19 protein-coding genes are annotated in these 24,262 nt (G+C 58.4%); 12 read left to right on the forward strand and 7 right to left on the reverse strand.

All coding sequences use genetic code 11. The features are described from left to right. Positions 1–4: 4 nt before the first annotated feature. A complete protein-coding gene (locus J4P41_RS01990) occupies positions 5–2,746 on the reverse strand; it encodes an Rne/Rng family ribonuclease (RefSeq protein ID WP_426065936.1) in 2,742 nt (913 codons plus the stop codon). Positions 2,747–3,292: 546 nt separating this feature from the next. Here J4P41_RS01990 and J4P41_RS01995 point away from each other — a divergent pair. The 3 genes from J4P41_RS01995 to J4P41_RS02005 all read left to right on the forward strand — a co-directional run bounded on the left by J4P41_RS01995 (position 3,293) and on the right by J4P41_RS02005 (position 6,805). Next, positions 3,293–4,138: an N-acetylmuramoyl-L-alanine amidase family protein gene (locus J4P41_RS01995; protein WP_426065937.1), complete on the forward strand. Its 846-nt coding sequence runs from the start codon at positions 3,293–3,295 to the stop codon at positions 4,136–4,138. Positions 4,139–4,355: 217 nt separating this feature from the next. Next, positions 4,356–5,924 (forward strand): 2-isopropylmalate synthase, encoded by a 1,569-nt coding sequence (locus J4P41_RS02000; protein ID WP_023945095.1) that lies wholly within the window; start codon positions 4,356–4,358, stop codon positions 5,922–5,924. A 113-nt stretch (positions 5,925–6,037) separates the two neighbouring features. Continuing rightward, a complete protein-coding gene (locus J4P41_RS02005; protein ID WP_426065938.1) occupies positions 6,038–6,805 on the forward strand; it encodes a sulfite exporter TauE/SafE family protein in 768 nt (255 codons plus the stop codon). A gap of 20 nt (positions 6,806–6,825) precedes the next feature. Here the strand turns inward: J4P41_RS02005 and J4P41_RS02010 are convergent, their stop codons facing one another. Both J4P41_RS02010 and J4P41_RS02015 read right to left on the reverse strand, forming a co-directional pair. Further along, positions 6,826–7,278 (reverse strand): hypothetical protein, encoded by a 453-nt coding sequence (locus J4P41_RS02010; RefSeq protein WP_023945098.1) that lies wholly within the window; start codon positions 7,276–7,278, stop codon positions 6,826–6,828. Positions 7,279–7,322: 44 nt separating this feature from the next. Further along, entirely contained in the window at positions 7,323–7,580 is a 258-nt protein-coding gene (locus J4P41_RS02015; RefSeq protein ID WP_023945100.1) for a hypothetical protein, read from the reverse strand. A gap of 296 nt (positions 7,581–7,876) precedes the next feature. Here J4P41_RS02015 and J4P41_RS02020 point away from each other — a divergent pair, with 296 nt between their 5' ends. The 5 genes from J4P41_RS02020 to rodA all read left to right on the forward strand — a co-directional run bounded on the left by J4P41_RS02020 (position 7,877) and on the right by rodA (position 13,620). Next, the gene (locus tag J4P41_RS02020; protein WP_007283695.1) at positions 7,877–8,926 is read left to right on the forward strand and encodes a rod shape-determining protein; all 1,050 of its coding nucleotides are present in this window, start codon (positions 7,877–7,879) and stop codon (positions 8,924–8,926) included. A 16-nt stretch (positions 8,927–8,942) separates the two neighbouring features. Next, positions 8,943–9,875: a rod shape-determining protein MreC gene (mreC, locus tag J4P41_RS02025; RefSeq protein ID WP_426065939.1), complete on the forward strand. Its 933-nt coding sequence runs from the start codon at positions 8,943–8,945 to the stop codon at positions 9,873–9,875. A 3-nt stretch (positions 9,876–9,878) separates the two neighbouring features. Continuing rightward, positions 9,879–10,445 carry a hypothetical protein gene (locus J4P41_RS02030; protein WP_010502672.1) on the forward strand — a complete coding sequence of 189 codons (567 nt, stop codon included), beginning with the start codon at positions 9,879–9,881 and terminating at the stop codon, positions 10,443–10,445. A 65-nt stretch (positions 10,446–10,510) separates the two neighbouring features. After that, on the forward strand, positions 10,511–12,436 hold the full coding sequence (gene mrdA, locus J4P41_RS02035; RefSeq protein ID WP_426065940.1) for a penicillin-binding protein 2: 1,926 nt from the start codon (positions 10,511–10,513) through the stop codon (positions 12,434–12,436). After that, positions 12,433–13,620 (forward strand): rod shape-determining protein RodA, encoded by a 1,188-nt coding sequence (rodA, locus tag J4P41_RS02040; RefSeq protein WP_010502676.1) that lies wholly within the window; start codon positions 12,433–12,435, stop codon positions 13,618–13,620. The genes mrdA and rodA overlap by 4 nt, the downstream gene beginning before the upstream one ends. Positions 13,621–13,623: 3 nt before the next feature. On the opposite strand, the gene J4P41_RS02045 is transcribed toward rodA, so the two are convergent. From J4P41_RS02045 to J4P41_RS02060, 4 genes are all read right to left on the reverse strand, one after another. Continuing rightward, entirely contained in the window at positions 13,624–14,664 is a 1,041-nt protein-coding gene (locus J4P41_RS02045) for an L-idonate 5-dehydrogenase (protein ID WP_426065941.1), read from the reverse strand. 272 nt (positions 14,665–14,936) lie between these two features. Further along, positions 14,937–16,991 (reverse strand): glycine--tRNA ligase subunit beta, encoded by a 2,055-nt coding sequence (gene glyS, locus J4P41_RS02050; protein WP_426065942.1) that lies wholly within the window; start codon positions 16,989–16,991, stop codon positions 14,937–14,939. After that, a complete protein-coding gene (locus J4P41_RS02055; protein WP_194257473.1) occupies positions 16,984–17,862 on the reverse strand; it encodes a glycine--tRNA ligase subunit alpha in 879 nt (292 codons plus the stop codon). The genes glyS and J4P41_RS02055 overlap by 8 nt, the downstream gene beginning before the upstream one ends. 136 nt (positions 17,863–17,998) lie before the next feature. After that, positions 17,999–18,613 carry a glutathione S-transferase family protein gene (locus J4P41_RS02060; protein WP_426065943.1) on the reverse strand — a complete coding sequence of 205 codons (615 nt, stop codon included), beginning with the start codon at positions 18,611–18,613 and terminating at the stop codon, positions 17,999–18,001. Between the two features lie 108 nt (positions 18,614–18,721). Here J4P41_RS02060 and ftrA point away from each other — a divergent pair, with 108 nt between their 5' ends. The 4 genes from ftrA (at position 18,722) to aspS (ending at position 24,188) form a co-directional block, all read left to right on the forward strand. Beyond that, the gene (gene ftrA, locus J4P41_RS02065; RefSeq protein WP_426065944.1) at positions 18,722–19,681 is read left to right on the forward strand and encodes a transcriptional regulator FtrA; all 960 of its coding nucleotides are present in this window, start codon (positions 18,722–18,724) and stop codon (positions 19,679–19,681) included. Between the two features lie 208 nt (positions 19,682–19,889). After that, a complete protein-coding gene (locus tag J4P41_RS02070) occupies positions 19,890–20,642 on the forward strand; it encodes a DUF2076 domain-containing protein (protein ID WP_426065945.1) in 753 nt (250 codons plus the stop codon). A 144-nt stretch (positions 20,643–20,786) separates the two neighbouring features. Further along, positions 20,787–22,310, forward strand: a complete 1,524-nt coding sequence (locus tag J4P41_RS02075; RefSeq protein ID WP_426065946.1) for an FAD-dependent oxidoreductase — start codon at positions 20,787–20,789, stop codon at positions 22,308–22,310. An 81-nt stretch (positions 22,311–22,391) separates the two neighbouring features. Then, positions 22,392–24,188 (forward strand): aspartate--tRNA ligase, encoded by a 1,797-nt coding sequence (gene aspS / locus J4P41_RS02080; RefSeq protein WP_426065947.1) that lies wholly within the window; start codon positions 22,392–22,394, stop codon positions 24,186–24,188. The last annotated feature ends 74 nt before the right edge of the window (positions 24,189–24,262 follow it).

The following is a 24,262-nucleotide window of genomic DNA, read 5'->3' on the forward strand; positions in this document are numbered from 1 at the left end:
CTTCTTAGCGCTTCCACCATCCGACGCGGCGTGTCGCCGGGGGAAGTTCGTCAATGTTGATTGGCTGAAGAGTATTGTCTTCACCCGTCGTGTCCTCGGCCTTGGCTTTTGTAGCCTTGGTCGTGCGACGCGTGCGCTTCGGCTTGGCCGGAGCGTCCTCCTCGGAAACGGGTGCCGTTTCGACTGTCGCTTCCTCAGCCTTGGTGGCTGCGGCTTTTGTCGTGCGACGGGCACGAGTGCGCTTTGGCTTGGCTTCGGCCTCTTTAGTTGCTGCCGGAGCAGGAACCTCGACGGCAACCTCTTCCACCATAACTGGCGTTACGGTGTCTGCCTTTACAGCCTTCGTGCTACGGCGACCGCGCTCACGCTTTGGCTTTTCCTGTGCTTCAGCAGCAGGTTCAACCACTGTTTCCGTGATGGTGGCAATCGGAGCTTCTTCAATCACGATCGGGGTAGGCTGTGCTGTAGAGGTGCGAACCGGGCGGGCTGCCTGTTCCATCTCGGCCTGTTCGATCACGTCGAAGATGTCGAAGCTGCCACCGAACGGGTCAGCCGGTGTTGGTCCAACATAGCTGCGCTGCTGAAATGCCGGACGCTCTTCGCGACGACGCTGGTTGTGCGCGGGTGCCTGACGAGACGGCTGCTGCAGGGGAGCCTCAGGCTGCGCAGGTGCAGGCACTGGGGTTTCGGCAACAGCTTCGTCTTCCTTCTGAACGCGCTTGAAGCGGGTCCGACGACGTCCCGGAATGAGTCCGGTTTCTTCGTTGTCCTGCTCCTGAGGCTGCGAAGGCTGCTCGACTTCAGCCTCAGAAACATTCTGCTGAAGCGTCTCGTTCTCGGAAGACTGATCCCGGCGACCACGACGGCGACGACGGCGGCGGCGGCGATTGCCGTTGTTGCCTTCCTCCTCGTCACTGGCCTCCAGCTCGACGTCTTCGGCCCGCACAGAAGCCGGAGCAGCCTCTGGAACGATAGCCTGTGGAAGTGTCGGGGCTTCGTCTTCGATGATCTCGATCGTACGGACCGTCTGAGGCGCGGCAATCTGGGCAGGGACATGAGCGGCAGCGGCCGTCTGCGCACGCAGGCGTTCGATGCGCATCTCGGATGCTGGCAGGTCTTCTTCTGTCCGGAAGATCACACGCATACGATGGCGCTGCTCGATGTCCGACAGCCAGTCGCGTTTGTGGTTCAGGATGTAGAGTGCAATGCCCGAACCGATATAGACTTCGATTTCAGAAGCCCGCTGGCGGGTGCCTTCTTCGTCAATTGCGCGAAGCACATGCAGGGCGGAACTTTCTGTGCCACGGATGAAGCCGGTGCCCTGACAGTGCGGGCACGGCATTAGCAGGGATTCCGCGATGGACGGACGCAGACGCTGGCGGGACATTTCGAGCAGGCCGAAATGGGAAATATGCCCGACCTGAATGCGTGCGCGGTCCGTACGCAGGGAGTCCTTGAGGCGCTTCTCGACCTGAGCATTGTGGCGGCGGCTCTCCATGTCGATGAAATCAATCACGACGAGGCCAGCCAGATCACGCAGACGCAACTGGCGTGCGACTTCTTCCGCAGCTTCGAGATTGGTCCGCAGAGCGGTTTCCTCAATGTTGCGCTGGGAGGTGGACTTGCCGGAGTTCACGTCAATGGCGACCAGCGCTTCCGTCTGGTTGATGACGAGGTAGCCACCAGACTTCAGGCGTGCTGTCGGCGAGAACATCGCATCCAGATGGCCCTCAACGTTGTAACGCGCGAAGAGGCTCTGACCGCGGTTCTGCCACAGCTTCACCTTGCCAGCGTTGTGCGGCATCAGCAGGCGCATGAATTCGCGGGCGCTCTTCCAGGCAGATTCACCGTCGACCATGATGTCTTCGATGTCTTTGGAGAACAGATCGCGGATCGCGCGCTTGATGAGGCTTGCTTCTTCATAAACCAGCGTCGGCGCGACGGAAGACAGCGCATGTGAGCGAATGTCATCCCAGAGCTGAAGCAGGTATTCGCAGTCGCGGATGATTTCCGGTCCCGGGCGTCCTGCACCGGCTGTCCGGACAATCATGGCCATCGACTTGGGCAGGTTCAGTTCCGCAATCAGATCACGCAGACGACGGCGATCGGTGTCGGACGTGATCTTGCGGGACACGCCACCGCCACGCAGAGCATTGGGCATCAGGACGCAGTAGCGGCCGGCGAGGGAGACGTAGGTGGTCAGGGCAGCGCCCTTGTTGCCACGCTCTTCCTTCACGACCTGCACGAGCAGGACCTGACGACGGCGAATGACTTCCTGGATTTTGTAGTTGCGCAGGAAGCGGGCCGTGCGGCGGGACGCGGCATTTTCCTCGCCGGTGTCGTGTTCACCACCGACGGTTTCCGGGGCGCGACGATCTTGGTTTTCGGTCTCGTCGGTGTCGTCAGAGATGGTTTCTTCTTCACTTTCCGGAAGATCAGTGCGCTGTTCGGACGCAACGTCTTCTTCCTGAAGGGCCAGAAGTTTTTCGCGGTCTGCAACCGGGATCTGGAAGTAATCCGGATGAATTTCGCTGAAGGCGAGGAAGCCGTGACGGTTTCCGCCGTATTCTACGAAAGCGGCCTGAAGGCTCGGCTCAACGCGAATGACCTTGGCGAGGTAGATGTTGCCCTTGAGCTGTTTCTTGGACGATGTCTCGACGTCGTAATCTTCAACGCGGTCACCGTCCATGACCACAACACGCGTTTCTTCCGCGTGTGTGGTGTCGATAAGCATACGCTTGGTCATGGAAAACTGAACTCCACGATGTTCCAGTGTGGCGCTTTGGGCCAGAGGGAACACCTGATTGTACGGGGTGGAGGGGGCGCATCAGCCGGAATACCAGTCCGCGGGACGCATCTGGTCCCGTTCCGGCTAGGCTCCTGACTGTGATCACGTCGCGTGACATTCGACCCCTGACAGACGTCCGGTCCATGGTCTGGTCCCGGATGAAAACGCATTCCGGTCAGGGTGTTATCCTGTGCCGGACTGAACTAATCCTGCCGGAGTAACCCGATCAGGACATGGCACAGAAAATGTCAGGCGCATGTCAAACGATGGGGTGTCACGGCTCGGACAATGGAGGCGGGAGCGCTGCGGGGGAAGGGTAAAAGCCCGCAAACGATCAGACCGCTCTCTTCAGGTCCTTGATGTGCAGGATGACTTAAAGAATGGCTGCTGGCAAGCGGGGCTTTTGCGGGCTTTCCAAAAGGTGCGCCGCCTTGTTTCAGACATTGTCCTGTGTCTGTATTGTTTGGGCTCATAAAACGATTGATAAAGACGCAGGATAGACGAATGCTGACGCGACGCACGGTACTGGAAGGTCTTGCCTGTCTGTCAGCGGCAATCCCGCTGGATGCAACTGCCCGCACGAAGCATTCTACGCATCATCTCCCGACCGGGGGAGCGCTTCATGCGCCTGCGGTACATCGTAATGTAGCCCCTCCAAAACCGCTTGTGATGCTGGACCCAGGCCATGGGGGAAAAGATCCGGGCGCCATTGGTATTTCCGGTACGTATGAGAAACATATTGCGGAGGCCGCCGCGACGGAACTTCAAAGACAGCTTCTGGCATCGGGGCAATACCGTGTCGCAATGACACGGTCTGAAGACCGGTTTATCCCTCTAGAGGGGCGTGTCGAACTGGCGCAGCAGCATCAGGCGCATCTCTTTATTTCCATGCACGCCGATGCGCTGCATGACCGCGATGTCCGTGGGGCCAGTGTCTATACGCTCTCCAGCGGTGCGTCAGATGCGCAGACCGCGGCCCTGGCTCAGACGGAAAACAGTGCGGACCGTTTTGGTGGCCCTGCGTTTCATGGGATGTCCCCGGATGTGCAGCAGATCCTGTCCAGCCTTGTTTCGGAAGAAACCCGCCGTGGCTCAGCGCATATGGCATCGAGTGTGGTCGGGGCGTTCCGGAACCGGATTGGCCTGCTGACGCATCCCTCCCGGCATGCCGCGTTTGTTGTTCTGAAATCTGCAGAGATACCCTCTGTTCTGGTTGAGATGGGATTCATGTCTAACCGGTTGGATGAAGCGGCTTTGCGTCAGGCTGTGCATCGAACGCAGGTAGCGAGTGCGATGAAAACCGCTGTGGACCGGTATTTTTCTGCGCAGCCCAGGCTTATGGCTGGCTGATTTTTGGCCGACCTTGGCGGAACGCATGGCAGAGTTTTTGGTCATGTGGGTTGCACATAACGAAAGAATCGGACATTTTCCGTCGCCATGACATTTCTTTCGATCCTCTCGCTTCGACTTATCGGCCCCTGAACGCCATATCTTAGGCGGGCAGCGTTCCGTTGCGTTCAGGGGATGACAGACCAGAAAATTTCCTGACCAGCGAGAAGATCAAGACATGACTTTCCAACATCCGTCTTTCGGTACGATTTCCGACGACCGCGTTATCATTTTCGATACAACGCTGCGTGACGGTGAGCAGTCCCCCGGTTTCTCCATGAACCTCGAAGAGAAGCTCCGCATGGCGCATGCGTTGAGCGCTCTGGGGGTAGATGTTATTGAGGCAGGCTTCCCGGTTGCTTCCAAGGACGATTTTGAAAGCGTTCGTAGCATTGCCGAGCAGGTACGCGGATCTGTGATCTGCGGTTTGGCCCGTAGCGGTGGCAAACGCGACATTGAGTCCTGCGGTGAAGCCCTGAAGGGCGCTGAACGCTCCCGTATTCATAACTTCATTTCCACATCTCCGCTGCACATGAAGTACAAGCTGCGGATGGAGCCGGAAACGGTTCTGGACATCATTGCGTCTGGCAACCAGAAGGCCCGTCAGTACACGGACGACGTGGAATGGTCTGCTGAAGACGGCTCCCGGACTGATCCAGACTTCCTGTGCCGCTGCGTTGAAGTCGCCATCAAGAATGGTGCGAACACCATCAACATTCCTGACACCGTAGGCTTTGCCACTCCGGAAGAAATGCGCCGCATTTTCACGATGCTGCGTGAGCGTGTCCCGGGTGCGGATCAGGTGATTTTCTCCACGCATAATCACAACGATCTGGGTCTGGGTGTTGCCAATACGCTGGCTGCTGTTGAAGGTGGCGCACGCCAGATCGAGTGCACAATCAACGGTATTGGCGAGCGTGCCGGTAATGCGGCTCTGGAAGAAATCGTCATGGCGCTGCGGACGCGTCACGATCAGTACGGCAAGGTGACCGGCATCGAGACGCCGAAGCTGCTCGGCATGTCCCGGATGCTGGCGACGATTACGGGCTTCGACGTGCAGCCGAACAAGGCCATCGTTGGTCGCAACGCCTTCGCGCATGAAAGCGGGATTCATCAGGACGGTGTTCTGAAGAACGCAGCCACTTATGAGATCATGACGCCGGAGAGCGTGGGCTGGAATAAGAGTTCACTGGTGATGGGCAAGCATTCCGGCCGTGCCGCATTCCGCGACAAGCTGGCTCAGCTTGGTTACCCGCCGCTGGAAGAAGAAGCCCTGAACGCCGCCTTCGCGCGTTTCAAGGATCTGGCTGACAGCAAGAAGGTCGTGTTCGATGACGACATCTGCGCGCTGGTCGATGATGAAAGCCGCGATCATGAGCGCATTCACCTGATCTCGCTGGAAGTGGCTTCGGGGACGAAGCAGAAGGCGCAGGTCAAGCTAGAAATCAGCGTCGATGGTGCCATTCAGTATGCGGCCGTGAGTGGAAATGGGCCGGTTGACGCGGCATTCCGGGCTATTGGTGAAGCGTTCCCGCACTCTGCTGAACTGGCACTGTTTTCCGTGGCAAACGTGACGGAAGGAACCGATGCCCAGGCCCGCACGACCGTTCGTTTGCAGGAAAACGGCAAGCTTGTAGACGGCCAGGGTGCGGATTCCGACACTGTTGTATCGGCAGTGCGTGCTTATATCCATGCCCTGAACAAGCTGCTGACCAAGCGTGAGCGCACGGAGCCTGAAGCGCTCTGAGCGTTCGCGATTGATGAGAGATCCTTAAAGAACGAATAATTATCGTTCTTTAAGGATCTGGACAAAGATATCACGATTGATATTGTCTCCTTCTGAATTTGGAAGGGACAGCTATGCCGCATTCGTGGCTTTATTCGGCATCTGGTCTATTTGTAGGCTTTCTGGTTGGTATGACCGGAGTGGGGGGGGGGTCCCTCATGACGCCGTTGCTGATCCTGCTCTTTGGTGCCAAGCCGCAGTCAGCTGTCGGAACAGATCTTCTTTACGCCGCCATTACGAAAATCGTTGGAACGGGACTCAACCGCCATATGGGGGTTGTGAACTGGCGGATTGTGGGCTGGCAGATGGCTGGCAGTATTCCTGCGGGTCTGGTGTGCCTGCTGTTCCTGCATCACGAAGGCATGTCTGACGCGGCATCGCGGTTGATCCGGATTGTTCTTGGCGTTGCTCTTCTTTTGACGGCGCCGGCTATTCTTCTGAAGCCCCGGCTGAGGCGCTGGGCGGAAGGGCGCATACCTCTAAGTGAGCGGATGGAGACAGTCTTGACAGTTCTTCTGGGTGTTCTTCTGGGAACGCTGGTGACGCTGTCTTCGGTTGGGGCGGGTGCTGTTGGAATGGCCGCGCTGACGATGCTTTATCCGCGCTTAAACACCCGAACGCTTGTCGCAACCGATATTGCGCATGCTGTGCCGCTGACGCTGATTGCAGGCGGCGGCCACTGGCTTGAAGGCGCCGTTGATACGGCTGTTCTTCTGGCGCTTCTGGTGGGATCCATTCCCGGGATCATTCTGGGTACATTGTGCGCAGGGAAGCTTCATGAAGATACCCAGCGATGGGTGCTGGGTATTCTTCTGGCTGTCATTGGTATCCGGATGATCTGACATCCGGATACCGTTAAGCCTCAGTAGCCGTAGTTGCTCTGCTGAGGATAGCCATTGTTGTAACCCTGCGGGTATCCGTTCTGGCAGTTCGTGTTGGGCGGACACTGATACTGCTGTTGCGGATACGTCGGATACTGGCCGTTCTGCTGGTATCCCTGCTGAGGGTAATTGCCCTGTTGTTGGGGATAGCCGTTCTGGTACCCGCCCTGCTGATAGCCCGGACGGTTCGGGGTTGTTACGGCCCCTGTTGCAGCACCGAGAGCGCCACCAGCCAGAGCACCGATTGCCGCGCCGCGGCCACCACCCGCCAGAGCGCCGATTGCAGCGCCTGTTCCGCCACCCAGAAGACCGCCGCCCAGAGCGCGGGAGCCTGGATCATAGTTTCCCTGGCAGCCGCCGAGAGACAGAACGGTCGCGAAAGCTCCAACCAGAGCCATTCCCCGGAAAGCGGGGCGGGCGATAACGGACCTCATGTCAAAAATCCTTAGATATCATGGTTACTGAGCCGGTATCAGGCTTAGTAACTGTTCCGTGAACGCCGGCTTGGCGTTGTTGCCGCGCCGACTGCAGCACCCGTACCACCGCCTGCCAGTGCGCCGATAGCTGCGCCGCTACCGCCGCCAGCAATTGCTCCCAGCGCCGCGCCTGCACCTGCGCCGATGAGGGCGCCGGATCCAGCGCGTGCGCCGCTATCGTATGGATTGCCGCAGCCAGCAAGCGCTGCGCCGCACAGGGTCAGGACGGCAATGAGGCGAGGGGTCTTGATAATGGTCATCTGTTTTGTCCTGTTCGATGCTCCGTCTCCTACTGCTGACTGCAGAGGGGAAGAGTTTGGAAACCCAATTATGGTAACGTGGGAAACGTGACTGAAGGGTGGCGGGATTAAGGCTGTAAAAAATTTTTTTCCGTGTCTGACAAGCGCGTGATGAAAAGTTGTTCCTGTTTGATGACATTATACTGAACGGAACCCTTGCTGAACGGTGGCCGCGACGTTAAGTCCACCCGCGGGGAGCCCGCCCCGCATTACACTCTGTGATCTCTCCGCTCGCAGAGCTGCGCCAGGAGTTTTGGATGTTTTCTCGTCTGCTGGGTCTCATGTCTGCTGACATGGCGATCGACCTCGGCACTGCCAATACGCTCGTTTATGTCAAAGGCCGGGGCATTGTGCTCGATGAGCCGTCTGTTGTTGCCATTGCTGAAGTGCGTGGCAAGAAGCAGGTTCTTGCGGTTGGCAACGAAGCCAAGCAGATGGTCGGGCGAACACCTGGCAACATCACGGCGATCCGTCCATTGCGTGATGGTGTGATTGCGGATTTTGAAGTTGCTGAAGAGATGATCAAGCACTTCATTCGCAAGGTGCATAATCGCCGGGCTTTTGCGAGCCCGCAGATCATCATCTGTGTTCCGTCCGGGGCAACGGCTGTTGAGAGACGTGCGATTCAGGAAAGCGCGGAAAGTGCTGGCGCCCGTAAAGTCATGCTGATCGAGGAGCCGATGGCTGCTGCGATCGGTGCTGGCCTTCCGGTCACGGAGCCTTCGGGCAGCATGATCGTCGATATTGGCGGTGGTACGACGGAAGTCGCGGTGATTTCGCTGGGCGGCATCGTCTATGCGCGTTCTGCCCGTGTGGGCGGGGACAAGATGGATGAAGCCATCATTTCCTACATCCGCAAGACCTATAATCTGCTGGTCGGTGAAAGCTCGGCTGAACGCATCAAGATCGAGCTTGGTGCGGCCATGATGCCGGATGATCCGTCCAACCCGGATGGACCGATCACGGAAATCAAGGGACGTGATCTGATCAACGGTGTTCCTCGTGAAGTGATGGTCAGTCAGGCGCAGATTGCTGAAAGTCTGGCAGAGCCTGTCATGCAGATCGTGGATGCGGTGACGACGGCGCTTGAAAATACCCCGCCGGAATTGGCTGCCGATATTGTGGACAAGGGCATTGTTCTTTCGGGTGGTGGAGCGCTGCTGTATCGTCTTGATGAGGTGCTGCGTCTTTACACCGGCCTTCCGGTCACTGTTGCCGAAAATGCTCTCTCCTGCGTGGCGCTGGGAACAGGTCGCGCGCTGGAAGAAATGCGTCGTCTGCGCAGCGTACTGAGCAGCATGTACTGAACCCGGACTCTCACCGGTGTTTTCCATCCATACCCGGCAGGTGCTTGCGAGAGCGGCCCTGCCCATTCTGATCCTGCTGGCGGTGGCGTTGGTATTGCTCGGGCTGGTCCGGCGACCGGTGGTGGATGGGGTGCGTCTGAGGGCGACGGATATTCTGGCTCCTGCGTATCAGGCGCTTGTCTATCCACAGACGCGGGTTCAGGAATGGCTGGTCGATTTGCGCGGGGCGACGGATCTCGCCAAGGAAAATGTCAGTCTGCGCGATGAAAACCGTGCATTGCGGCACTGGTACGACGTGGCAGTTGCCTTGGCCGCGGAAAACGCGCGCCTGAAAAATAGTCTCCACTGGATACCGGAAAGCGCCCCTCAATACGTGACGGGCCGTGTGACGCGGGATGATGGCGGCCCTTACTCTCGTGCTGTGCTGTTGGACGTTGGAAGCGGGCATCAGGTGCATACGGGGGATGTGGCGCTCGATTCGGCAGGTTTGCTTGGGCGCGTGACGGAAATTGGTCCGCATACTGTGCGTGTTTTGCTGATCAATGATGATGCAAGCCGTATTCCCGTGACCCTTTCTGTTTCTCACGGTGATGCCATCATGGCGGGTGATGACACGGATAATCCACGCCTGATCTATTACCCGCAGGATCATCATCCGGTTGAAGGTGAGCGGGTCGAGACACGTGGTCAGAGCACCATGCCAGCCGGGCTGCCCATTGGAACCGTGCATTATCTGGCCCCTAATCGGCCTGTGGTTATGCCGGATGCCGATCTGCGGCGGCTGGATATTGTTCGGGTGTTTGATTACGGAGAGGACGGAGGTCAGGCCCCGGATGCTCCTGGTCGCGTCAAGGTGCGTCGTCCCTCTGAGGAACCCTCCCTGCCAGGTGGATTGCCTTTTCCAAAACTACCCGGAATGCCGGAGACCTTGGGAAAGGGGGGGCAATAAGCCATGGTGGCCGAAAACTCTACGCCCCATCTGCACTCTGCTGTGGAGCCACGCCAGACATTGCGTCGGCGGCTGGACATTATCGCGCGGGCGGCCATGCCTTCGCTGTTCATTGTGCTGGTTGCCGTTCTGCTTTCTGCACCTTTTGGTATCCCGGGGCAGTCTGAGCTTCAGTTCGGAATTGCCATGTGCACCGTCTGGTTCTGGGCTTTTAGCCGGCCAAGATCCATGCCAGCCTGGGCAGTCTTTCTCTGTGGTCTGAGTGTTGAGATTTTCAGTTTCGGGCCGCCGGGGGCCGTTCTGTTGTCCCTGCTGGTTATTTATGGCGTTGCCCACCACTGGCGATACGGACTGTCGCGTCTGGGCTTTGTGTCCTGCTGGCTGATTTTCAGCTTTTTTGCGGCTCTGGCATCCTTTTTTCAGTGGGCTCTCGTCTGTATCCATGCTTTTGCGCTATTATCTCCGGCTCCGGGCCTCTTTCAGGCTGCGCTGACAATCGGTATCTATCCCAGCCTGACTGCGTTGTTTGTCTGGGGACGCCGCACGTTTGCCAATCCCGATCAGGCCTGACTGCGCAATTTTCGCGTGTTTCACGCAAAATGCTGCCTTTTTTCCGGACTTGAACGCCAGACCTGATGTCTTCCAGAAAACGCCCTTTTTGGTCCCTGCTGCGCTCACGACGCCAGGACGCGCCCGTGCGCTCCGGGCGGGGCGTTTTCACGCGTCGTGCGCTGGTCGTGATGGCCGTGCAGGCGGGCGTTCTTGGGGCGTTGGGGCGACGGCTTTATAATATTCAGACGGTTGAGGGCGATCATCTTCGTCAGCTTGCGGAGCGTAACCGCACCAGCAAGCGCCTTTTGGCACCAGCACGCGGAACAATCCATGATCGCTTTGGAGTGGCGCTTGCAGACAACAAGGTGAGTTGGCGTGCGCTGCTAATGCCGGAGGAAACGACGGACATTGCCGCGGTGATTGATCGGTTCTCGCAGATTGTTCCGCTGGATGAACACGACCACGCCCGGATTGAACGTGATCTGAAGCATGTTCACAAATATGTGCCAGTTACCCTGCATGAGTTTTTGTCCTGGGATGACATGGCGCGGATTGAGCTGAATGCTCCCTCTCTTCCGGGTGTTCTTGTCGATGTTGGGTCGACCCGGTTGTACCCGTTTCAGGAACTGACTGCTCATCTTGTTGGCTATGTTGCTCCTCCGAATGAAGATGATGTTGCCAAGGATACGACGCTTTCCCTGCCCGGGATGCGTGTCGGGCGTGCGGGGATCGAGCAGACGCAGGAAGCTTTACTGCGCGGTGATCCTGGCTCTGTGGAAATGGAAGTCAACGCGCTGGGTCGTGTGATCGGCGAAATTGATCGCGTTGAGGGGCAGCAGGGCGAGGACGTGCGTCTGACGCTGGATGTGGGCCTGCAAGGAAAGGTTCTGGAGTATCTCGGAGACCGCGTGGCCAGTTCCGTTGTGATGGATTGCCGGAATGGCGAAGTCCTTGCGATGGTTAGCACGCCGTCTTTTGATCCATCGCTGTTCGATTCAGGCGTAAGCCATGCCCAGTGGAACGAATGGGCGAATGATCCACGCACCCCGTTGGTCGACAAGGCTGTGTCTGGTCTTTATCCGCCGGGATCGACGTTCAAGCCTGCCGTCGCACTGGGCGCCTTGAAAGCGGGAGCGGTCACGGCGCAGGATCGCTTCAACTGTCCGGGTTATTTCGACATGGGCGGGGTGCGGTTCCACTGCTGGAACCGCTGGGGTCATGGTATGGTCAATATGCGTGATGCCCTGAAATATTCCTGCGACGTCTATTTTTACGAAGTGGCCCGCCGATGCGGAATGAATCCGGTTAAGGCAGTCGGTAACGCCATGGGACTGGGTGTCAAACTGGATATCGAACTGCCACATGTTCGCTCCGGGGTGATTCCGACACCCGAGTGGCGTCAGCAGCATGGTTTCCACTGGAACGGCGGGGATACCGTCAATGCGGGTATCGGACAGGGCTTTGTACAGGTGACGCCGCTGGCGTTGGCGACTTATGTGTCACGCATTGCGTCAGGCAGGAATGTCCAACCTCATCTGATCCGGGCCACGAATGATCAGATGTCGAGCTTGGCATCGCTGGACGCCGTTCCGATGGTGGACGTTCCGAAGGAACATCTGGATGTCATTCGGGGCGGAATGTTTGCGGTCGTGAACGAACCGCATGGATCGGCCCCCAAGGCGCGGCTGGATTTACCGGATGTGCAGATGGCAGGCAAAACCGGTTCAGCGCAGGTGCGGCGTGTCTCTCGTGCGTTGCGTGAGTCCGGGCATTTCAATTCCATGAATCTACCATGGGAATATCGTCCTCATGCGCTTTTCATCTGCTTCGCGCCTTATGATAATCCACGATATGCGGTGTCTGTCGTGGTTGAGCATGGCAATGCTGGTGCTGATGAGGCGGCCCCCTTGGCCAAGCAGATCATGATGGAAGCCTTGGCGCGAGACCCTGCGAACCAACCTCAGCCAACGGGGCAGACCGTAGCGCAGAAGGAGCCTGTTCAGGGATGAGAGGCGGTGTCGTGAATGCATTCGGCTTTCTGAAGTCCGACAAGCGACTGCTGCGGGCAGAGCCGGATTTCCGCCCTATGGCCCGGTTGCTTCAGGTGAACTGGCTGTATGTTCTGCTGGTCTGTCTGCTTGCCGGTGTTGGCTATATCGCGCTTTATTCGGCGGGGGGCGGATCGGCAAAGCCGTTTGCCGGGCCGCAGATGGTCCGGTTCGGCTTCGGGCTTGTGATGATGATTGCCGTGGCGCTCGTCAGTCCGCGGATCCTTCGCATGGTGTCCGTTCCGATTTATCTTCTCTCTATTGCGTTACTTGGTCTCGTGCTGCGGATGGGGCATGTGGGCAAGGGGGCCGAGCGCTGGATCAATCTGGCAGGAATGCAGTTTCAGCCGTCTGAATTCGCCAAGATTGGTCTGGTTCTGATGCTGGCGACATGGTTCCACAGGATTGGAAACGAGCGGATGGGCAATCCGCTGCGTCTCGTCATTCCCGCTATCCTGACGCTTCTGCCTGTTGTTCTGGTTCTGAAGGAGCCAAATCTGGGAACAGCGACGATTATTGGCGTTATTGGAGCCACGCTATTTTTCGCGGCTGGAATGCGGCTCTGGCAGATCGTTCTTCTGGTGGCGCCTATCCCGTTTCTGGGGAAGTTCATTTACGGCCATCTGCATGACTACCAGAAGGCCCGCATCGACACCTTCCTGCATCCTGAGCATGATCCTCTGGGGGCTGGCTACAACATCATCCAGTCCAAGATCGCCTTAGGTTCTGGTGGCATGTGGGGCGAGGGGTATCTGCATGGCAGTCAAGGGCAACTGAACTTCCTGCCGGAAAAGCAGACGGATTTCATTTTCACCATGATTGGTGAGGAATGGGGTTTTGCGGGCGGTATTGCCGTCATCGGTCTGCTGATGGTTCTGACGTTGGGAGCCACGCTCATCGCCATACGGAGCCGCAATCAGTTCGGGCGACTGCTCGGGCTTGGCATTGCGATGGATTTCTTCCTGTATTGTGCTGTCAATCTGTCGATGGTGATGGGCGCCATTCCAGTCGGTGGCGTGCCGCTCCCGCTGATTTCCTATGGCGGTTCAGCCATGCTGACGATGATGTTCGGTTTTGGGCTTCTGATGTCCGCCTGGGTTCATCGCAATGAGCGTGACCCAGGATTTGAGGACGAAGACGACTGATTTTCAGAGTTCCAGAAGAACTTTGGATGAGCTTTTCCGGTCCAGAGACGCGTCAAAAGCGTCTTTGTATTGAGCCAGCGGAAAGCTGTGGGTGATGAGACCGTCCGCAATCCACGGATTGTCCGCGAGGATTTTCAGTGCCTCTGCGAACTCTTCATCGAAGCGAAATGTCCCGCGATAGTCGATTTCCCGCGCGATAATCTGTCCTAGTGGGGCTGGTACATCGCCCGGTGGGAAAATCCCGACCTGAACGAGGATGCCGCCTTTCTGTGTACGGGCGATCGCGGTCGGGAGGGCAGGGATGACGCCCGTGGCCTCAAAAACGATCTCGTACTCTGCGTCATGAGTGTCACGGCCTGTGTTGACTGTGCTGGTTGCGCCAAGTTTGTTTGCGACGTCGAGGGCAAAGTCTTGCAAGTCGGTTGCGACAATCTCTGACGCGCCAGCGACTTTGAGACCTGCCACAATCAGGGCGCCAATCGGGCCGGCTCCCTGAACCATGATGCGTTTGCCCTTAACATCCCCGGCGCGCGCAATCGCATGGAGGGCGACAGAGAAGGGTTCGGCAAGGCTGGCGCGTTTCACGTCCAGACCTGCTGGCAGCGGATAAAGCTGGGAGGTTTCGACAACCATGTCCCGCCGGAAACCGCCATCCGTATGGGGAAGAAACGCAGCACTGCCAAAAAAGCGCATGTTCCGGCACAGGTGCTTGGCGCCTCTTTCGCATTCAGGGCAGTGCCCACACGGACGAGCCGGATGGATGGCGACAGCGTCTCCGATCCTGAAACGTGTTTCGTCCGGGCTGACAGCTTCCACAATTCCGGAAACCTCGTGGCCAAGAATCATCGGCTCGCGGAGGACGGATGCTCCCGCGCCGCCATGCAGGAAGTAATGCATGTCCGACCCGCAGATCCCACCCCAGGCTGGACGGACCAGCACCTGACTCGCCTTAAGCGGCGGGACGGCAACGGTCTCTAAACGCAGATCACCCTTTTCATGAATAACCAGAGCTTCGGTCGTCTGAGGAGCAGAAAGGCCGGGCATGGCTTTGCCTCTTTCATCTGAGCAGCGTGAATGACGGTCCTCAGATATGGCCGATCTTGTGCGCTAAAGGCAGTCACGTTTGGGCGACGCGGAAGGCATGTGAAGCTGTCGGGCTGCCATCTGTAATCAGATGGATCTTTATACTGTGGGAAAAGATCGAATTGAGGGGTTCGCGTGCGACGCTCTGTGGAGACTCCAACGCCATCCATTGCGATCCGGGTCCGTGTTGAGGAGCGTGGTGGCTGGGCCGGACCCCCACGCTCCCATCAGGGTCAGCCCTCGATCTGACCGAAATCGGCGATCAGGGCTGTGGTCGTGCGGAAAGTCGCCAGAAGCTTCAGGCGGTTGGCGCGAATGTCTGCTTCCGGGGCGTTGACGGTAACAGCGTCGAAGAAGCGGTCTAGCGTCGGGCGCAGGGCTGCAATTGCCTGCATTGCATCGGTGAAACGCTCGTCTTTCAGGGCCGTCTCGATCGCAGGAACGGCACTGTTCAGGCCATCTGCCAGAGCGCGCTCTTCGTCCTGTGCGTAGAGAGACGCATCCGGCGTTCCCTTGTGAGGACCGTCCTTCTTGTCTTCGATGCGCAGGATGTTGGCAGCGCGCTTGGCGGCGGCGAGAAGGTTCTTGCCGTCTTCCGTCTGGATCATGTCAGACAGCGCCGAGGTGCGGGCCAGAAGGCGCACAAGATCGCCATCCAGACCGCCTGCGAGTGTGGCGGCCAGAACGTCATGGCGTTCGCCTTCGCTGCGGAGCTGAACGCGCAGACGGTCTGCCATGAAGTCCGGAAGTTTGGCGAGTTCCCCACCGGTGCGACCGTTTGCCGCCTTGGCAAAGAGGTCCGTTAGGTCCAGGCGCAGGCCGTTGTCACGAATGGTGCGGATCACGCCCAGTGCAGCGCGGCGCAGACCGTACGGGTCGCCGGAACCGGTCGGTGTCTCGCTAATGGCGAAGAAGCCAGCCAGCAGATCCAGACGGTCCGCAAAGGCCACGGCAACCGAGACGGGCGCTTTTGCCGTATCGTCGGACTGTCCACGCGGCATGTAATGCTCGGCCACAGCCTTCGAAACGGCGTCGCCTTCGCCATCATGTGCTGCGTAATAGCCGCCCATGACGCCCTGAAGTTCCGGGAACTCGCCGACCATACCGGTTGTCAGATCGGCTTTAGACAGCAGACCTGCGCGCTTTGCCTGTTCGATCTGTTCCGGGCTCAGACCCATGGCCGCAGCGACCGTTCCGGCGAGATCGGAAATCCGCCTGGCGCGCTCGCCCTGCGTTCCCAGCTTTGCATGGAACGTCACAGCATCGAGGGCTGCCACGCGGTCCGCGAGCTTTGTCTTGCGATCCAGATCCCAGAAGTGACGGGCATCGGCGAAACGGGCACGCAGAACGCGTTCGTTTCCGGCGATCGTCAGCGTGCCGCCGTCCTTGAACGGCAGGTTGGCGACGAAAGCGAAGAACGGCGCGGCTTTGCCGTCCGCATTGCGCAGGGCAAAGTAGCGCTGATTGATGCGCATCGAGACCTGCATGACTTCGGCGGGCAGATCCATGAAAGCATCGTCGATGCGGCCCAGAAGTGGAACCGGATATTCGACCAGACCGGCGACTTCATCGACCAGTCCTTCGTCTTCCACAACCGTAATGCCCTGCTGGTCTGCCAGACGGTGAACACCGGTGCGGATCATGTCGCGGCGCTTGTCCGCGTCCACGATGACGGAGCGTGTTTCCAGCTCTTCCAGCCAGTGATCTGCCGAACGGACTTCAAATCCGCCGGGCGCCAGAAAGCGATGGCCTTCGGACAGGTTGGAGGACTTCAGGCCGTGGGCATCGTCGCCATCGCGGGCGAGCGAGAAGGGAACAACCTTGCCATCGAGAAGGCAGGTGATGCGGCGGAGCGGGCGCACCCATGAGAAGTTTGAGCCTGCACCCCAGCGCATGGACTTGGCCCAGGGGAACTTCCACAGAAGGTCCGGTACAACTTCGGCGATGCGGCTTTCTGCGCTTACGGGGTCAAGCTGCTTGTTCAGAACCCAGAAGCCGTTTTCCAGCGTGAGTTCGTCAGCCGTTACGCCATGCTTGCGGGTAAAGCCTTCCAGAGCTTTTTCCGGAGCGCCTTCGCGGGGTCCACGCTCGGAGACAGTACGCGCCGGGATTTCGGCATCGACGTTCAGAACGGTCGCGATGCGGCGGGTGCCGTAGAACGTCTGAACATCGGATGGATTAAGGCCATCGAGCGCCTTGGTCAGAAGGGCGCCAAGTTCGCTGGCAGCCTTGGGCTGCATGCCTGCCGGGATTTCCTCGCAGAACAGTTCAAGCAACAGTTCAGCCATTGGACGTCTCCTCCTCGCCAGCAAGCCACGCTTCACAGGAGGCTTTTGCCAGCGTCCGGACGCGTCCGATGTAGGATGCGCGTTCAGAGACGGAAATCACGCCGCGGGCATCCAGAAGATTGAAATAGTGGGAAGCCTTCAGGCACTGATCGAACGCAGGCTGGGCGACGCCAGCTTCGGCCAGCCGGATGGACTCTTTTTCCGCATTGTTGAAATGCGTGAGCAGCATCTGCGTGTCGGCCAGTTCAAAGTTGTGACGGGAATAGTCACGCTCGGCCCGCAGGAACACATCGCCGTATGTCAGGCCCTTGCCGTTGAAGTCCAGATCATAGACGTTCTCGACGCCCTGAACATACATTGCCAGCCGTTCCAGACCATAAGTCAGTTCGGTAGAAGGCATGACGGTCGGGATGCCGCCAACCTGCTGGAAATACGTGAACTGTGTGACTTCCATGCCGTCACACCAGACTTCCCAGCCCAGACCCCAGGCGCCGATCGTCGGGTTTTCCCAGTCGTCCTCTACGAATCGGATATCGTGCTTTTCGGGATCGATCCCGATGGCCCGATAGCTCTCCAGAAGCAGGTTCTGGCTCTCTTCCGGGGTTGGCTTCAGCAGTACCTGATACTGGTAATAGTGCTGGAGGCGGTTCGGGTTTTCACCGTAACGACCGTCCGACGGGCGGCGGCAGGGTTGCACATAGGCCGCAGCCCATGGCTTCGAGCCCAGGGCACGCAGGGTCGTATGAGGGGAGAGCGTTCCGGCTCCGACTTCTGTGTCATAGGGCTGCAGAATGGCGCAGCCCTTTTCAGACCAGAATTGATGTAGGCGCAGGATCAGGTCCTGAAAGCTGAGCGGCCGGGTCGCAGACAATTCGATAGGCTCCGGTTGGCAAAATTGGCGGCTACCTTACAACCTGAGGTGCGTTACCGGAAGTCAGCGGAATAAACGGAAGGACAGTTCTTCGGAAAATCTCTTCTGGTTCTGTCGGATGATGCCGAACCGGTTTCTATTCCGGTTGCCACTTCTGGAACGCAGGCAGCTCTTCTGCCTGAGCGGCAAGGCGGATGAGGGCCGGATGGGCTTCGGCGTTGATGACGTTTGGGATTTCGTTCCGGGCGAAGGTCCAGGCAATCGCGGTTGTTATGTCCGCTTGTGAGAGCGTGCCAGGCAACCATTCACCGTCCAGCCCGGCGTAGCTTTTCTCAAGCTCGGCGAAGGCAGTGCGGGCCTGTGCGGTAACGCGTTCCACCCATGGTTCATACTGGCTCTCTTCCGGGCGAAGTTTTGTTTCGTAGACAAGCTGAACCGATTTGTCTGCGGCTGCGAGTGCCAGCCCCAATATATACAGCGCGCGCGTCCGTTCACTTTGGTCTTCAGGCATCAGGCGCTTCTCGGAGGGTAATCCGTGTTCGAGATGATCGAGGATGAGTGTTGATTCCATGAGAACTCTCCCGTCCTGCGTCACGAAGGTGGGGGCTTTCAGCAGGGGGTTGATGGCAGCAAAGGCGGCCTTATCCCGAAACACGGAAAGAGAAAGATGCTCGAACGGAATATCCATCAGTGTCAGGGAGATGGCGACGCGCCGGACGTAGGGTGAGTCCAGCTTTCCAATCAGTTTCATGGGGCTGCTCCGTGAGAAGGGGAGCGGTCATCTTCTCCCTCTAGGGCGGCTGATGTAAGTGTCAGGAACGGTCATTTCCGATCCAATCCTGCCAGAGTGCTCCTGCCTGTGCGTGCCTGTCCTCTTGTTGCCATTCTTGCTTATGACGGGCTGTGTGCCTTTGAATTTGGCTGCGCCATAGAGGTGTTTGGTCTGAGCCGACCGGAAGTCGGTGCGTACTGGTATCGGTGTGTCGTAGCGGGTGTGGAAGAGGGGCCGCTTCGGGCGGGATCGCGACTGAGCGTCATGCCTGATGGCGATCTGTCGCTTCTGGAGCAGGCGGATACGATCATTGTTCCCGGTTGGCGTGGTGTGGATACGGTTGTGCCGACGGAACTGGTGCTCGCCTTGCAGCGGGCTCATGCACGGGGCGCGCGGCTTGTTTCAATCTGTTCAGGCGTGTTTGTGCTGGCGGCTACAGGTCTGCTCGATGGACGTCGGGCCACGACTCACTGGCACCATACGGCGCATCTGGCCCGGAAATATCCGAACATTCGTGTGCAGCCGGACGTGCTTTACACGGAAGATGGGGGCCTGCTGACGTCCGCCGGAAGTGCTGCGGGGCTGGATCTTTGTCTGCATGTCGTTCGGCAGGATTTTGGGGCCAAAATCGCTAATCAGGTAGCGCGCAGGTTGGTTATCCCGGCGCATCGTGATGGTGGGCAGGCACAGTTTGTTCCCCGACCGGTGGCAAAACGGCCTGGCCATCGTCTGGGGACGCTGTTCGATGTGGTTCGCACCAGACTGAATGAGGATTGGTCGGTTGCGCGGATGGCGTCGGAGGCCGGGATGAGTGCGCGTGGATTGCATCGCCATCTGCAGGGCGCGACGGGTATGACGCCGCTGAGGTGGTTGCTGAATGAGCGAATCGCCATTGCCCGGGAACTGCTGGAAACGACGCGTAGCCCCGTCATGGAAATTGCCCGACTGAGTGGCTTTCGATCAGAGGCTGGTTTTCGAAAGCAGTTTCGACGTTTGATTGGGCTGACGGCGACTGAATATCGAAGGCGGTTTGACGCGACGGGCTAAGGATTGGAACCGTTAATGAAACCAAAGATTAGGCAGCGTGTTGGACTGCCTGATATGCCTGTTGCGCGGTATCTTGAAACGGTCAGATTTTCCCGCATTGAATTTTAGCGGAGGTCTGATGGGCAGCAGGTCGATCCCTTGTCGATTGGGCCTGGGTGCCTCATATGATGAGGGAACGTAACTTCTTCGTCTGGAAGGATCAGAGACGATGAACAACGAAGAACGCGAAGTCATCTCCCGTTTTATCGGCCGTGTTGGCGGTGCGCAGCAGGGTGGTGGTTTCAGTCAGCAGCAGACGCCTGCACTGCCGCCGATCGACCCGGAAGCTGATCGCTTTATTGCTGAAAATTTCCAGAAATATCCGGAAGCGCGCTATCGCGTGACTCAGATGGCGGTTGTGCAGGAAGCAGCGCTGGCTCAGGCGCAGAACCGTATCCGCCAGCTTGAGTTCCAGCTCCAGCAGGCTCAGCAGCAGCTTCAGCAGGCGCAGCAGAGCCGGTCGTCCGGTAGCGGCGGCGGCCTGTTTGGCGGGTTGTTTGGCGGTGGCAATCGGCAGCAGGCGTCTTCGCCTCCACCGGGTTGGGGGTCGCAGGTTGGCGCAATGCCGCCTCCGAACTTTCAGCCTCAGCAGCAGTATGGCTATCCACCGGGGTATCAGCCGGGGATGTTCCAGCGTGGCGGATCCGGTTTCCTCGGCTCGGCTCTGACGACGGCTGCCGGTGTGGCGGGTGGCATGATGGCGGCTAACGCTCTCGAAGGCCTGTTCAGCGATCACCATTCAGGCGGTGAAGCCGGTGGTTTTGGTGGTGGCGAGACGATCATCAATAACAACTACGGCGATGCGGGTAGCGATCCGTTCGGCGGTGCTGGTACTGATGCTGGCAGCGGTTTCTCCGACTCTGACTTCGGTGGTGGAGATTTCGGCGGCGGAGATTTTGGCGGTGGTGACGATATGTTCTGACGGGCTGCCCTGTTTCGCCTGATATGCAGAGTTTCAGAAGACCCGCCTGGCTCCGGCCCCGGCGGGTTTTTTGCTGTTTGCCAACCCGAACGCTTATGGTGCGTTGGCTTCGTAACGTGTTTTTCCATTTCCAGGGGTTTTCTGATGAGCACCAACGACTTTCGCGATCTGGTAGCCTTCAAGAATCTCGAGGATGGGCAGATCACCTCTTTTTCCATCAATGGAACCTCCGTTGTTCTGGTGAAGGACGGCGAAGAAGTGCATGCGCTTGGCGGAAAATGTCCGCATAAGGAAGCGCCGATGGAGCAGGGTGCTTTCTGCCGGACCGAGAAAGGCAGCGTGCTGGTCTGTCCCTGGCACAAAGCCGTTTTCGATGCGGTGGATGGAAGTCTTGTCGAGCCTCTCGCCCTTGAGTCATTGCCGCGTTACCCCGTTGAGATCGTGGATGGCCGTGTTCTGGTTGGAAGCGAGCCAATGAAGCGTGAGGCGCCCCTGGACAGACAGGGAGACGAGAGTGTTCTCATTCTTGGTGCAGGAGCAGCAGGGATTATGGCGGCAATCACTCTGCGGCAGGAGGGGTTTGCGGGCACGATCACGATGGTCACTGAGGAGAAGTATCGTCCTTATGACCGTACGGCCCTCAGCAAGACCGTTCTGCTCAGTGAGCCCGAGAAAGCACACGCTCCTTCGCTTCGCAGTGAGTCTTTCTATGGTCAGAACCGGATCAGCGTGAAGCATGGGAAAATTGCTTCCTTTGACCCCGCAAAGAGAACGGCAACACTCTCGGATGGCAGTGCTCTGACGGCTGATCATGTTCTGATCGCGACTGGAAGCCGGTCACAGAAGCTCGATCTTCCGGGCGCTGATCTGAAACGTGTTTTTACGCTTCATAGCGAGAAAGACGCGGAGGACATTGCCCGTGTGATTGATCCCGATCAGGCGGTGACCATCATCGGAGCCGGATTTATTGGTCTTGAGGTAGCGTCCTGTCTCCGTCAGCGCGGTGTTGGCGTAACGATCATCGCGAATACGGATGTGCCGATGGAAAATCAGTTCGGGCGTGAGATCGGGACGCGTCTGCGTCAGTTGCACGAAGAAAATGGTGTGGCGTTCATTTCGGATGCCAGAGCTGTCAAAATCTATGGAGACAAAAAAGCCGAAGGCGTTGAACTGGATGACGGCATGAAGCTTCCGGCATCTTTTGTTCTGGCTGGCGTCGGTGTGATTCCTGCAACGGATTATATCGACGGGCTGGATCGGGATGAGGATGGTGCGATTGTTGTTGATCGTCTGATGCGTGCGGCTCCGGGTGTTTATGCAGCGGGCGATGCCTCGGCGATCCTCCACGAGGGTAAGCCGCGGCGAATCGAGCATTGGCGTCACGCACAAATTCAGGGTCGCATCGCCGCCCTGACCATGATGGGGCACGAAACGACCCATCTGCCGACGCCCTGGTTCTGGACGCAGCAGTTCGGCAAGAAGATCGAACTGCTTGGATGGGGCGAAGGGTTCGATAACGTCAGCCTTGAGGGAGATATCAAGGGCTTCAGCTTTCTTGCGACCTATCTCAAGGACGGAAAGCCGGTTGCGCTGGCGGGCTCGGGTCATGCGTATGACATGGCCAGAGCCGCCGTCGATTTCGACGGATTTGTGCAGGAAAAGGTCTGAACCGCGCACGAAGCTTGACATGAGCGGGCCGTCCCGGCTTCCTGCGCCCACTTATCCGCCAGGACGTTGAAGAGGCCCGACATGCATCCATACCGCACCCATGACTGTAGCGCCCTGCGTGAACAGGACGCTGGACAGACCGTCCGCCTGTCTGGCTGGGTGCACAGCAAGCGCGACCATGGTGGCCTGCTGTTCATCGATCTGCGTGACCATTATGGCGTCACGCAGGTTGTTATCCCGGCTGGCACGGACCTGCTGGAAAAGGCCGAGCGTCTTCGTGTTGAGAGCGTCATTACCGTGACCGGCAAGGTTGTGGTTCGTCAGGGTTCCCAGCGGAACCCGAACCTGCCGACAGGTGACATCGAAGTTCTTGCCGAAGAGTTGGAAGTCCGTTCCAATGCGGCTGTTCTGCCATTCCAGGTGGCGGGTCAAGAGAACTATCCTGAAGAACTGCGCCTAAAGTACCGCTACATTGATCTCCGTCGCGAGAAGATGCACCAGAACATCATGCTCCGCAGCAAGGTCATCACCAGTCTGCGTCAGCGCATGATCGAGCAGGGCTTCACTGAGTTCCAGACCCCGATCCTGACGGCGTCTTCCCCGGAAGGTGCGCGTGACTTCCTTGTGCCGGCGCGTCTGCATCCGGGCAAGTTCTATGCGCTTCCGCAGGCTCCGCAGCAGTTCAAGCAGCTTGCGATGGTCGCGGGTTTCGACCGTTACTTCCAGATTGCTCCGTGCTTCCGCGATGAAGCCTCCCGCGCTGACCGTAGCCCGGGTGAGTTCTATCAGCTCGACTTTGAGATGTCCTTCGTCACGCAGGAAGACGTCTTCACGGTTCTGGAGCCGGTTCTGGCTGGCGTGTTCAATGAATTCACCCCGGAAGGCTGGAAGATCACGGACGGTGCATTCCCGCGCATTCCGTACGCTGACGCCATGCGCGATTACGGCTCCGACAAGCCGGATCTGCGGAACCCACTGATCATCAAGGACGTGACGGAGGCCTTCCGGGATTCCGGTTTTGGTCTGTTCGCCAAGATTGCGGCTTCCGGTGGTCAGATCCGTGCGGTCCCGGCACCGGGTGCAGGCGATCGTCCGCGTGGGTTCTTTGACAAGCTGAACACCTGGGCGCGTGAAAGCGGTGCGGGTGGTCTGGGCTACATCATTTTCGAGGCAGAAGGCGGCAAGGGGCCGATTGCCAAGAACCTTGAAGCTGATCGCGTCGAGAGCATCCGTGAGATCTGTGGCCTGAAGGCTGGCGATGCCGTGTTCTTTGCCGCTGGCAAAGGTGACGAAGTTGCCAAGTTCTCTGGTGTTGTCCGCACAAAGGTAGCGACAGAGCTGGACCTGATCGAGAAGAACGCCTTCCGCTTCTGCTGGGTCGTGGACTTCCCGATGTTCGAGCTCAACGAAGAGACGGGCAAGGTCGACTTCTCCCACAACCCGTTCTCTATGCCGCAGGGTGGTCTGGACGCGCTGAACACGCAGGACCCGCTGACGATTAATGCCTACCAGTACGACATCGTCTGCAACGGCGTGGAGCTGTCCTCCGGCGCAATCCGGAACCATCTGCCGGAAGTCATGCTGCGCGCTTTTGAGATTGCAGGTTATGGCCCGGAAGTTGTGGAAGAGCGCTTCGGTGGCATGCTGAACGCCTTCCGTTACGGCGCTCCGCCGCACGGTGGTGCTGCTCCGGGTGTGGATCGTATCGTGATGCTGCTGGCTGATGAGCCGAACATCCGTGAAGTCATTCTTTTCCCGCTGAACCAGAGCGGCGAAGACCTGATGATGGAAGCTCCGGCTCCGGTCGAGCCTGCTCGTCTGAAAGAACTGCATCTGGCGCTGGATCTGCCGAAGCCAAAGCCTGCCGTTACGAAGTAAGAGTTCCCACTTTTGAGAACGAACAAGCCGATGCTCCAGATGGGGCATCGGCTTTTTTATTGGGAAAACAGATT

The organism is Gluconobacter sp. NFX36, from assembly GCF_049887835.1.
In the GTDB taxonomy this organism is placed as follows: Bacteria; Pseudomonadota; Alphaproteobacteria; order Acetobacterales; family Acetobacteraceae; genus Gluconobacter; species Gluconobacter japonicus_A.

What these genes read in the sequence shown, in the direction of transcription:
- J4P41_RS01990 (WP_426065936.1), bottom strand. Translation starts at nt 2,746, where the DNA reads ATGACCAAGCGTATGCTTATCGACACCACACACGCGGAAGAAACGCGT.
- J4P41_RS01995 (WP_426065937.1), top strand. Translation starts at nt 3,293, where the DNA reads ATGCTGACGCGACGCACGGTACTGGAAGGTCTTGCCTGTCTGTCAGCG.
- J4P41_RS02000 (WP_023945095.1), top strand. Translation starts at nt 4,356, where the DNA reads ATGACTTTCCAACATCCGTCTTTCGGTACGATTTCCGACGACCGCGTT.
- J4P41_RS02005 (WP_426065938.1), top strand. Translation starts at nt 6,038, where the DNA reads ATGCCGCATTCGTGGCTTTATTCGGCATCTGGTCTATTTGTAGGCTTT.
- J4P41_RS02010 (WP_023945098.1), bottom strand. Translation starts at nt 7,278, where the DNA reads ATGAGGTCCGTTATCGCCCGCCCCGCTTTCCGGGGAATGGCTCTGGTT.
- J4P41_RS02015 (WP_023945100.1), bottom strand. Translation starts at nt 7,580, where the DNA reads ATGACCATTATCAAGACCCCTCGCCTCATTGCCGTCCTGACCCTGTGC.
- J4P41_RS02020 (WP_007283695.1), top strand. Translation starts at nt 7,877, where the DNA reads ATGTTTTCTCGTCTGCTGGGTCTCATGTCTGCTGACATGGCGATCGAC.
- J4P41_RS02030 (WP_010502672.1), top strand. Translation starts at nt 9,879, where the DNA reads ATGGTGGCCGAAAACTCTACGCCCCATCTGCACTCTGCTGTGGAGCCA.
- mrdA (WP_426065940.1), top strand. Translation starts at nt 10,511, where the DNA reads ATGTCTTCCAGAAAACGCCCTTTTTGGTCCCTGCTGCGCTCACGACGC.
- rodA (WP_010502676.1), top strand. Translation starts at nt 12,433, where the DNA reads ATGAGAGGCGGTGTCGTGAATGCATTCGGCTTTCTGAAGTCCGACAAG.
- J4P41_RS02045 (WP_426065941.1), bottom strand. Translation starts at nt 14,664, where the DNA reads ATGCCCGGCCTTTCTGCTCCTCAGACGACCGAAGCTCTGGTTATTCAT.
- glyS (WP_426065942.1), bottom strand. Translation starts at nt 16,991, where the DNA reads ATGGCTGAACTGTTGCTTGAACTGTTCTGCGAGGAAATCCCGGCAGGC.
- J4P41_RS02060 (WP_426065943.1), bottom strand. Translation starts at nt 18,613, where the DNA reads ATGAAACTGATTGGAAAGCTGGACTCACCCTACGTCCGGCGCGTCGCC.
- J4P41_RS02070 (WP_426065945.1), top strand. Translation starts at nt 19,890, where the DNA reads ATGAACAACGAAGAACGCGAAGTCATCTCCCGTTTTATCGGCCGTGTT.
- J4P41_RS02075 (WP_426065946.1), top strand. Translation starts at nt 20,787, where the DNA reads ATGAGCACCAACGACTTTCGCGATCTGGTAGCCTTCAAGAATCTCGAG.
- aspS (WP_426065947.1), top strand. Translation starts at nt 22,392, where the DNA reads ATGCATCCATACCGCACCCATGACTGTAGCGCCCTGCGTGAACAGGAC.